This window comes from Massilia eurypsychrophila, from assembly GCF_002760655.1.
GTDB lineage: Bacteria > Pseudomonadota > Gammaproteobacteria > Burkholderiales > Burkholderiaceae_D > JAFCUW01.
Genome location: NZ_PDOC01000088.1, coordinates 1 through 617, shown reverse-complemented (window position 1 = coordinate 617; position 617 = coordinate 1). Strand labels below are relative to the sequence as shown.

Sequence of the window (617 nt, the reverse complement as noted above, 5' to 3'; positions counted from 1 at the left end):
CGAAATTTATTCATCCTCATGCTCCGTTTATTCGAAAAGCGTGGCGACTTTCGCCAGTACTTCGGCCATGACGGATTCCGGAAAGGTATCGATCTTGCGGACGCGGCGCGCGGCCAGGTCAATTACGCACGGCTGATCGCAACGCACGACGCCGGTGCTCTTGATGCCTGTGACGGGCACCGCGAAGCCAAGGCGGCGGGCGAAGGGGTTCTGTCGCGTTGTTGATCAAACGACAGAATTTCCCTAGGACGGCATTGTGCCGCTCAAACCGGACGGACTATTCCTGCCAGCACAGAAAATTGGTCGGCGAACGACATTGCATCAGCGCCGTCGATTGCGAACTGGCCCTTGCGGATCATGTGCATCAGCTCGATGCCGGCGAGCACGGAGCCGGCAGACCGGAACGATTTGAAGTTGAGCATCGGCCTGGTCACCCGCTTGATGGCGCGATGGTCCTGCTCGACGATGTTGTTGAGGTATTTGACTTGGCGCACCAGGATCGGCACGTCGCGGCCGGCGTTGATCGCATCGATCGCCGCCTCGTTGGCGCCACTCTTGTCCATCGCGACCTTGTCCGGATCGCCGTTCGCTCCCATGGCCTTGTCGAAGAAGCGCTT

At 59.5% G+C, this 617-nt stretch carries 2 protein-coding genes; one reads left to right on the top strand and one right to left on the bottom strand.

Going from position 1 to position 617, the window contains the following annotated elements:
• On the top strand, positions 1 to 225 hold a 225-nt coding region (locus CR105_RS29685; protein ID WP_441295122.1), incomplete at its 5' end, for a hypothetical protein.
• A 38-nt stretch (positions 226 to 263) separates the two neighbouring features.
• On the opposite strand, the gene CR105_RS27475 is transcribed toward CR105_RS29685, so the two are convergent.
• Positions 264 to 617, bottom strand: a 354-nt coding sequence (locus tag CR105_RS27475; RefSeq protein ID WP_143752822.1) for a DDE-type integrase/transposase/recombinase, incomplete at its 5' end; no start/stop codon positions are given.